This is a genomic window from Thermostichus sp. MS-CIW-38 (assembly GCF_054058415.1).
Map to the genome: position 1 here is coordinate 1 of NZ_JBSSAH010000062.1, position 9296 is coordinate 9296.

The following is a 9296-nucleotide window of genomic DNA, read 5'->3' on the forward strand; positions in this document are numbered from 1 at the left end:
GTTCTCGTTTTGACAAATTGGCCAGGAACTTCTTGAGTTTTCTCTATCTCGTCAGTGCTCTCTTTTGGCTCAAATGAAAGATCAACACAACCTAGCTCTATCTGCATGATTTTCCTCTGATTGCCGTAAGGCGTTGAGCACCTAACGAGAGTGGCGTTTTCGCCGGCAAGAGTGGCGTATGATTTTCCTCTGATTGCCGTAAGGCGTTGAGCACTGGCAAAAGTCTCTGGGCATCAAAGTTGATGGGATATGATTTTCCTCTGATTGCCGTAAGGCGTTGAGCACACTGTGTCTTCCCAATAACTTTCAGGCGCATTCTGATGATTTTCCTCTGATTGCCGTAAGGCGTTGAGCACTGCCATATGAAGTTAGATATGCGCATGACTTCCTAAATGATTTTCCTCTGATTGCCGTAAGGCGTTGAGCACATGGTGCGCCCATCCTACTTTGGTAAGGGGTACGTGAAGATGATTTTCCTCTGATTGCCGTAAGGCGTTGAGCACATCAAAGCCCTTCTAGATCAGGCCAGGTACTATGGATGATTTTCCTCTGATTGCCGTAAGGCGTTGAGCACGATGGCCCCTTGAGGACGAGGGAGAGTCTCCGGAGCATGATTTTCCTCTGATTGCCGTAAGGCGTTGAGCACTGATCGGATGGATCCGGTCAACTGAGGTGACGCGAATGATTTTCCTCTGATTGCCGTAAGGCGTTGAGCACTAGGATGGGGCCCATGAGGGTATTGGGACCTGGACATGATTTTCCTCTGATTGCCGTAAGGCGTTGAGCACGTTTACTCGCGTGCATCCGCGGCGCGGATCCTTGGATGATTTTCCTCTGATTGCCGTAAGGCGTTGAGCACCTCTCAAGTTAGCCAATCTTGTTATTAAGCATGGTTATGATTTTCCTCTGATTGCCGTAAGGCGTTGAGCACGGGGTAGGTACTCTAGTACCCCCCATCCCCCTAGATATGATTTTCCTCTGATTGCCGTAAGGCGTTGAGCACCGTGCAGCGTCGGGAATTCGTCGGCAACGTGATCGGATGATTTTCCTCTGATTGCCGTAAGGCGTTGAGCACGTAGGCCCTGTTGTCTTTATAGGGATACTATGGCCCGTGATTTTCCTCTGATTGCCGTAAGGCGTTGAGCACCTTTCCGCAAAGCCAAGGGCTTACCGACTAGGCCGGTTCGGGTGATTTTCCTCTGATTGCCGTAAGGCGTTGAGCACAAGAAAGACTGCCCCTTCCGACAAGCCTCGCCTTCCAGGTGATTTTCCTCTGATTGCCGTAAGGCGTTGAGCACCCGTACTTGCCTAGGTGGGTACCCGCGCTACCGGGTGATTTTCCTCTGATTGCCGTAAGGCGTTGAGCACGGGCAGTTCCTGACTGTAAGTGTCAGGAAGATCCAGCGTGATTTTCCTCTGATTGCCGTAAGGCGTTGAGCACGCAGAACTCAAGTCTGAGCCAGGATCCACCTTCCAGTGATTTTCCTCTGATTGCCGTAAGGCGTCTTGCTTTCCCTCTGCAGGTTTTGCATCCGAACTCGAGGCAGAGATGGGATCAGATGACTTGGCCGTCGGATGTTATTCTCCCCTTGAGTTTACCGGCCCGCTCTTCGGCCTCCTCCATAACCCTGTCCAGCTGCTCCAGCACCTCGCCCGGATGCTTTTCCAGCACCCGCAGGGAGAGGGCCATCCGTCCCTTGGCCTCATCCACATCGATGACAACAGCTTTGATGCGTTGGCCTGGTTTGAACAAATCCGGTAGCGAGGCTACAAAACTTTGGCTGACCTGCTTGATGTGCAACAGCCCGGTTACCCCTTCTTCCAAGTCCACAAACACACCGAAGGGTTTTAGTCCGCTGACTTTGCCTTCCACCACTTGGCCACTGGTGTAGCGGCTCAGGTTCTCGGACTTTACAGCCGCCCTTTGGGAGAGCACCAGCTTGTTGGCTTCTGGGTTCACCTCGATAAAGCTTGCTGTCAAGGATTGCCCCACCAACTCCTCCAGACTTTCCCGTTGGCTGAGGTGGGAGCGGGGAATGAAGCCGCGCAGCCCCTGCACATCCACCACCACCCCCCCTTTGTTGGTGGCGATCACCGGAACGGTTACCGTCTGGCCGTTGGCTTGCTTCTGGGCCAGCTCTTCCCAAAGCCGCTTCAGCCTCAGCCGCCGCGCCGAGAGCACAATTTGTCCTTCTGCATCTTCCCGCAGGATGAGAAACTCGGCTTCTGTCTTTAAAGGAAAGAGCGCACTCAAATCTTCCCCTGGGCGGATCCCTGCTTCCTTGAGGGGCAAAAAGGCCGGGGATTTGCCGCCAATATCCACCAGAGCGCCATCGTTCTGATGTTGGAAGATGCGGCCTTGCACCACCTGCCCCGGTTGAAAGCTGAGGTTTTGCTTGTCTAAAGCCTGGGCAAAATCTTCCGCAGAAAACGTATCGGCAGCCTGAGAGCGAGAAGAGCGAACGGTCATGGAAAGGGCTCAATTCAAAAAGCAGTGGGTTTCAGGATAACCCAAAACCTTCCAAGGATCCCAGCTCCAGCCTCTGGCCTAGATGTAGTACATGAGCCGAGCTTGTTGCTGTTGTGCCTGCCGGTCGCAGAGGTCTTGTAGGGTGGTCTTCTGGAGAATGGCTACCGCCGCAGCTTGGGCATCTTGCCAGGCCTTCAGGAGCACTTCCCGCTCTGGGGTGAGATCGCCCGAGGGCAAGTCGCGGGAGCGGGTGAGATCTTCCCCCTCGATGGCCTGGATAACATCCAGCAGCGAGATCTGCCAGGGTGCTCGGGCCAGGAAGTAGCCTCCCTTGGATCCCCGTTGGCTGCGCACCAACCCCTGTCTGCGCAAGGTGGCCAGCAATTGCTCCAAGTAGCGGTCGGGTATGGACTGATGAGCCGCAATTTCTTTAATCTGCAGCACCTGGCCATCGCTGTAGTGCTGGGCCAATTCCAGAAGGGCCAGGAGAGCATATTCACTTTTGCAAGACAGTTCCAAGATATCCATCCTTGTGGAGGGCTTAGGTCTATGATACTCCGGTTTTTCACTGGGGTTTAGCGGGATCCCGCCCTGAGCTGGCAATGGGATCCAGCCTGTAAGGTGGAATAGGCCCCTTTGGGAATGGTTTATGGCGAGTGTCGGCAGCCGGTCTGGTTCGGCACGGATCCCAGCGGAGCGATTACAAACCTTGCACCAACAGATTGGCAAGCTGATTGCCAATATCGAATCCGTGTTTCAGGGCAAATCGCAGGTGGTGCAGGCGGTGGTCATGGCCCTGGTTGCGGAAGGTCATGTTTTGCTTGAAGATGTGCCCGGTGTAGGCAAGACCACTTTGGCGCGGGCCATCGCCCACAGTTTGGGAGCCAAGTTTCAGCGGATTCAATTTACCAGCGACCTATTGCCGACAGATATCCTTGGCCTCACCCTTTTCAACAAAGAAAAAGGGGATTTTGAATTTCGTCCCGGCCCCATTTTTGCCCACGTGGTCTTGGCGGATGAAATCAATCGCACCTCGCCCCGCACCCAAAGTGCCCTGCTGGAGGCAATGGCGGAAAAGCAGGTTTCGCTGGACGATCGCACCTACCCGCTGCCCAGCCCATTTATGGTGTTGGCCACCCAAAATCCTTTGGAGTACCACGGCACCTATCCCCTACCAGAAAGCCAGTTGGATCGGTTTTTGGTACGGCTGTCGATTGGCTACCCCAGCCCTGAGGTAGAGCGAGCTTTACTCTTGCAACGGCAACAGGCCGAGCCGGTGGATGCTCTGCAGCCGGTTCTCTCCCTGATGGAGTTGCGAGAGATTCAGTCGGCGGTGGATCAGGTGTATTTGGATGGATCCCTGGCGGACTATCTTCTGCAGGTGGTGCAGGCCACTCGCGTGTCCAAGCTGCTGCGGGCGGGGGTATCCACCCGTGGAGCCCTGGCCTTGGCGCGGGCAGCACGGGCTCAGGCGCTGGTGAAAGGGCGCAGCTTTTGTCTACCAGAAGATCTGCAAGCACTGTTCGTGCCGGTACTGACCCATCGGGTTTCTCTGGCCGGGTCGGGAGAGATGGCCGGCAACCGACGGCAAGAGGCTGAGGCGGTGATTCGGGATATTGTCTCCACAATTGAGCCGCCTGTTTGAGGGATCCGTAGCAGCAATGGTTAACTACAGCAGTGAGTCGGGTCGGATCCGGGGATCCATCCACATCAGGAGCAAATCGGCCAACAAATTGCCCAGAATGAGCATCACGGCCCCCAGCAGAAGCCCCGCCATCACCACATTGATGTCGAAACTTTGAACAGCCTCCAAGAGCAGCTTGCCCAGCCCCGGCCAATTGAAGAAAAACTCGGCAATAAAAGAGCCGCTGAGCAGATTGGCAAACTCAAAGCCCAAGATCGTGATCAAGGGGTTGACGGCGTTGCGCAGCGCGTGCAACCAGATCACCCGCCACTCTGGGATCCCACGGGCCCGCGCCGCCTGGATGTATTCCTGCCGCAGCACATCCAAGAAATTGCCGCGCGTAATCCGCTGCAGCCCGGCAAAGCTGGTGATGCTCAGGGCCAGCGTGGGCAGGAGCAGGTGGCGGCCCAGATCCAGCAACTTTTCCCCCAAACTAAGCTCGGCAAAATAAACACTGGTCATCCCCCCTACCGGCAGCCAGCTCACGTTTTGGGCCACAATTAGCAGCAAAATGGCCAGCACGAAGCTGGGCATGGCCTGGCCCAGGTAGCTGAGCAACTGCAACGCCCGATCCAGGGGGGTGTTCTGCCGCAGCGCCCCCAGGATCCCAAGGGGAATGGCGACCAGCCAAGTCAGCACCACAGAGGACACCGCCAACAGCAAGGTAGCGCCGGCGCGGGAGAGGATGAGCTGTGCTACCGGCACGCGATAGGTGTAGCTCACCCCGAAATCCCCTTGCAGCAGGTTGCCCAGCCAGGTCAAGTACTGCCAAACCAAGGGCTTATCCAACCCCAGCCGCGCTTCCTCTTGGGCAATAAACTCCTGGCTGACACTGGGATCCGCCCGCAAGGGATCCAAAAAGTCCCCAGGGGCCAGTTGCAACAGCAAAAAACTGAGCAGCGTGATCAACAGCAGCACCGGTACGGCTTGGGTGATCCGCTGCAAAACTAAGGCCAGGGGAGGCCAAAGGTCAAAAGCGCGGGAACGGGAAGGCGGAGAGGAGGTTACAGCCACAGATGCAGATGGATACCTTAAGTGGTGCGCTCTTTGAGTTGGATTCTTGTCGAACTATGCTGACATCCTTGCGGCCAGATTTCCAGTGTGGGGTTTGCCCAGTCGAGCGGCTCTCCTACAGGGGAATTCCGGCAGACGGAAGCTGAGGCGGTACACTAGTCAGAAGCTTTTTTTCATCGAGTCCCGTTGGGAAGACCTCTTGCGAAATCTGTTTCTTACCGGCGCTAGCGGCTGCCTGGGACACTACGTGTTGGAGCGCCTGGCCCAGCAAAGGGATCCCGATTTTCCTGAGCAGCCCGCCTACCACCTGTACGTTCTCATCCGCGAGACCAGCCGCCTGCGGCTGCCCCTGGAACGACTGCCTGCCCCTATCACCCTAGTACCCGGCGATCTCCTGCGCATCCGGGAACACGCCGCTCTGCTGCGCCAGATGGACGGGCTGATCCACATGGCGGCAGCTTGGGGGGATCCCGCCCTGGCTTGGGCCGTGAATGTTACCCACACCCTGGAGCTCTTTCAGTTGTTGGATCCGGAGCGCTGTCAGCAGGTGATCTACTTTTCCACGGCCAGCCTTTTGAACCAGGACCTGGAGCCTTTGGCCATTGCCGGACGGGCCGGCACCGACTACATCCGCAGCAAGTACGAGATGCTGCTGCGGCGGCAGGAAAGCGGCTTCTGGCCGGAGCGCCTGCTCACCCTTTATCCCACCCTGCTCTTTGGCGGCAGCCCCCACCACCCCTACTCCCACATCACTGCCGGCCTCAAGGACGTTCTCCGCTGGCTGGATCTGATCCGCTTTTTGCGGGTGGATGCCAGCTTCCACTTTATCCACGCTGCCGATGTGGCCGAGATGGTGGCCTATTGGGTGGCCCATCTGCCTGGTGGTGGCGATTGGGTGTTGGGCAATCCCCCCCTCTCCTGGGATGAATGTGTGGAACAGATGTGTGCTTATTTCAAAAAACGGATCTATTTCCGAGTGCCTCTGCCCCCGGCTCTCGTTCGCGGCTTGGCCTTTCTATTTCGGGTGCGGCTTTCAGCCTGGGATGAGTTCTGTCTGCGCCAGCGCCATTTTGTTTACCCGGCCATTTCCCCAGAAACCCTGGGTTTGCGCTGCCACTTCCCCACCGTGGCCTCTCTTTTGGATACCTACCTCTAGACCACCTTTGAGTAACAGTAGAACTGGACGCTACTTCCTTTCCCTCTGGGACGGGGGGATGAGAGCCGAGGACCCAAGGGATCCCACTCGCCTCCGACAGGGATCAGCCGGTGGGGGCCACCGTTTCTCTGATGGCCAAGGCCTGGAGCTGGGCGGCAATGCGCTCGCGGTTGAGGTTTTGCCCAATCAGCACCAGTCGGGTCAAGCGCGGCTCCTGGGGTCGCCAGGGGCGGTCGTAGTAGGTTTCAAATCGGGATCCCACCCCCTGCAGCACCAGGCGCATCGGCTTGTAGGGGACGGCCACAAACCCTTTGATCCGGTAAAGACATTCCTCTTGGGCCAACTGGCGTAGCTGAGCCACCAGGGATCCCGGCTCATAACCTCCCTCCAAGCTGAGGTAGAAAGACTCAAAAGCTTCGTGCTCATGCTCCTCCCCGTGATCGTGGTGGCTGGGGCGGCGCTCGAGCTGGTCTTCCACCGCTGCATTAAAGCCCAAGAGCACTTCTGGGGGAACCTGCCCCCGCTCACAGGGGAGAATTTGGATCCCAGGGGGCAACCGCCGGCGCAGCCAGCTTTCCACCCGAGCTTGCTCCTCTTGGGTAATCTGATCCACCTTGGTGAGCACCACCAAATCGGCGCAGCTCAACTGATCTTCAAACAGCTCCTCAATAGGAGTCTCATGATCCAAGCTCTCATCTGCCTGTCGCTGGGCCTCCAGGGCCGCCGGATCCCCCACCAGTTGCCCAGAGGCCAGAGCCTGACCATCCACCACCGTAATCACCGCATCCACCGTGGCACCTGTACGGATGGTGGGCCAGCGGAAAGCCTGCACGAGCGGCTTGGGCAAGGCCAGTCCTGAGGTTTCAATCAAAATGCAGTCTAGCTCCGCCCGCCGCTGCAACAGAGCTTCCATGGTGGGCAAAAACTCCTCCTGCACCGTGCAGCAGAGACAGCCGTTGGCCAGCTCCAGAATGGGGATGGATCCCTCCCCCTCACACAGTTGGCAATCCCGCAGCAACTCGCCGTCGATGCCCACTTCGCCAAACTCGTTAACCAACACGGCAATGCGGCGGCCCTGGTTGTTGAGCAAAAGGTGACGGATCAAAGTGGTCTTGCCGGATCCCAGAAATCCGGTGATGACGGTAACAGGGATCTTGTGCATCTGCTCTGATGACTCAGCGCTCTTCAGTTTCCACCCCAAACTTTCTTTCTGCCAATCCTTCAGGGGGGGATGCCCAAAAAAAAGGCCCCCGGTATGGGGGCCAAGCCAAACCATTGAGACCGTTGTGCTAACCCAAAGTTAGCGGATCGGCTTCATCCGGTAAACCGGCTCGTTCTCGCGGCTGATCCCTTTCTCAAAGCCAGCAGCGGCAGCGCGAGCGCGACCGGCATGCCACAGGTGGCCAACAAAGAACAGGAAGCCGAAGATGAAGTTGTGAGCAGCCAACCAGGTGCGGGGGCTGGTGAAGTTCACCGTGTTGATCTCGGTAGCCACACCACCCACCGAGTTCAGGGATCCCAGCGGCGCGTGGGTCATGTACTCCACCGCACGGCGAGCTTGCCAAGGTTGGATGTCGTTCTTCAGCTTATCCAAGTCCAGGCCATTGGGGCCCAGCAGCGGCTCTTTCCAGGGAGCCCGCACATCCCAGAAGCGCATCGTCTCGCCGCCGAAGATGATCTCGCCCGTGGGGGAGCGCATCAGGTATTTACCCAGACCGGTGGGACCTTGGGCTTGGCCAATGTTCGCCCCCAGGCGCTGGTCGCGCACGATGAAGGTGAGGGCTTGCGCTTGCGAGGCTTCTGGGCCAGTGGGGCCGTAGAACTCGCTCGGGTAAACGGTGTTGTTGAACCAAATGTAGCAAGTGGCAATGAAGCTCATCAGGGAAACCGCCGCCAAGCTGTAGGAGAGATAGGCCTCCCCAGACCAGATGAAGGCGCGGCGAGCCCAACCAAAGGGCTTGGTGAGGATGTGCCAAATCCCACCGGCAATGCAGATAATGCCAATGTAGATGTGGCCGCCGATCACATCCTCCATGTTGTCAACGCTGATGATCCAGCCTTCCCCACCAAAGGGAGATTTGAACAAGTAGCCGAAGATCACGGCGGGGTTCAAGGTGGGGTTGGTGATCACCCGCACATCGCCACCTCCTGGAGCCCAGGTGTCATAGACACCGCCAAACCACATGGCCTTGGCCACCAACAAGAAAGCCCCCAACCCCAACAGGATCAGGTGGATCCCCAGGATGGTGGTCATCTTGTTCTTGTCTTTCCAGTCGTAGCCGAAGAAGGGGAAAGACTGCTCCAGAGTTTCTGGGCCGCGAATGGCGTGATAAATGCCCCCCAACCCCAGCACGGCGCTGGAGATCAGGTGCAGCACCCCGATGACAAAGTAGGGGTAGGTGTCAATCACCTCGCCCCCCGGGCCAACCCCCCAGCCCAGAGTGGCCACGTGGGGCATCAGGATCAGGCCCTGCTCATACATAGGCCGATCCGGCGTGAAGTGAGCCACCTCAAACAGCAGCATCGCTCCCGCCCAGAAGACGATCAGGCCAGCGTGGGCCACATGGGCGCCCAAAAGCCGACCGGAGAGATTAATCAAGCGGGCATTCCCAGCCCACCAGGCAAATCCGCCTTGGGTGCGATCTTGCACCACTGCAGAACCAAATGTTGTCGAGGTCACAGAGACCAACCTCCAATGATAGTCAGGAACAAGAGACACCAAAAAAAGTTTAGTTAACGCGAGCGCCTGCCGTTGGGCTCCCTGTCCACTGGGATCCGCGGCAGGGGATCCCTTGGGCAAGCGCTCATCCTCACAGAGCAGATCTCTAGGGATCTACCGCAGCTAAAGTCGAGCGAGCTCAGTGGGTTTAGAGCGCATTGCCGCGGGGGAGGACTTCTTCAGGGAACTCAAAGCGCTCATGGGGCTGGTCCTGCGGCGCCATCCACGCCCGAATCCCCTCGTTCAGCAAAAT

7 protein-coding genes, 1 pseudogene and 1 CRISPR repeat array are annotated in these 9296 nt (G+C 57.5%); of the genes and pseudogenes, 2 read left to right on the forward strand and 6 right to left on the reverse strand.

What is annotated here, in order from left to right; translation table 11 throughout:
* Positions 1-105 precede the first annotated feature (105 nt).
* Positions 106-1512: direct repeats of the CRISPR family, unit length 36 nt; unit sequence ATGATTTTCCTCTGATTGCCGTAAGGCGTTGAGCAC.
* 43 nt (positions 1513-1555) lie between these two features.
* Together ACVWXZ_RS13860 and ACVWXZ_RS13865 are read right to left on the reverse strand one after the other, a co-directional pair.
* On the reverse strand, positions 1556-2470 hold the full coding sequence (locus tag ACVWXZ_RS13860) for a S1 RNA-binding domain-containing protein (RefSeq protein WP_414351627.1): 915 nt from the start codon (positions 2468-2470) through the stop codon (positions 1556-1558).
* Between the two features lie 78 nt (positions 2471-2548).
* Positions 2549-2989, reverse strand: coding sequence for an RrF2 family transcriptional regulator (locus ACVWXZ_RS13865; RefSeq protein WP_414332250.1), 441 nt, complete (start codon positions 2987-2989; stop codon positions 2549-2551).
* Positions 2990-3119: 130 nt separating this feature from the next.
* On the opposite strand from ACVWXZ_RS13865, the gene ACVWXZ_RS13870 reads away from it, so the two are divergent.
* Complete coding sequence (locus tag ACVWXZ_RS13870; protein ID WP_457445059.1) at positions 3120-4115, forward strand: AAA family ATPase; 996 nt, start codon at positions 3120-3122, stop codon at positions 4113-4115.
* A gap of 24 nt (positions 4116-4139) precedes the next feature.
* Here ACVWXZ_RS13870 and ACVWXZ_RS13875 read toward each other — a convergent pair whose 3' ends face one another.
* The gene (locus ACVWXZ_RS13875) at positions 4140-5168 is read right to left on the reverse strand and encodes an ABC transporter permease (RefSeq protein ID WP_457482651.1); all 1029 of its coding nucleotides are present in this window, start codon (positions 5166-5168) and stop codon (positions 4140-4142) included.
* Positions 5169-5367: 199 nt separating this feature from the next.
* Between ACVWXZ_RS13875 and ACVWXZ_RS13880 the strand changes: the two genes are divergently transcribed.
* Positions 5368-6324, forward strand: coding sequence for an NAD-dependent epimerase/dehydratase family protein (locus ACVWXZ_RS13880; RefSeq protein WP_457482652.1), 957 nt, complete (start codon positions 5368-5370; stop codon positions 6322-6324).
* Positions 6325-6427: 103 nt separating this feature from the next.
* Here the strand turns inward: ACVWXZ_RS13880 and cobW are convergent, their stop codons facing one another.
* From cobW to ACVWXZ_RS13895, 3 genes and pseudogenes are all read right to left on the reverse strand, one after another.
* Positions 6428-7486, reverse strand: a complete 1059-nt coding sequence (gene cobW / locus ACVWXZ_RS13885; protein ID WP_457482653.1) for a cobalamin biosynthesis protein CobW — start codon at positions 7484-7486, stop codon at positions 6428-6430.
* A 138-nt stretch (positions 7487-7624) separates the two neighbouring features.
* Positions 7625-9004, reverse strand: coding sequence for a photosystem II reaction center protein CP43 (psbC, locus tag ACVWXZ_RS13890; protein ID WP_369791763.1), 1380 nt, complete (start codon positions 9002-9004; stop codon positions 7625-7627).
* 187 nt (positions 9005-9191) lie between these two features.
* Positions 9192-9296: pseudogene (locus ACVWXZ_RS13895) on the reverse strand (photosystem II protein D2); the annotation flags it as partial.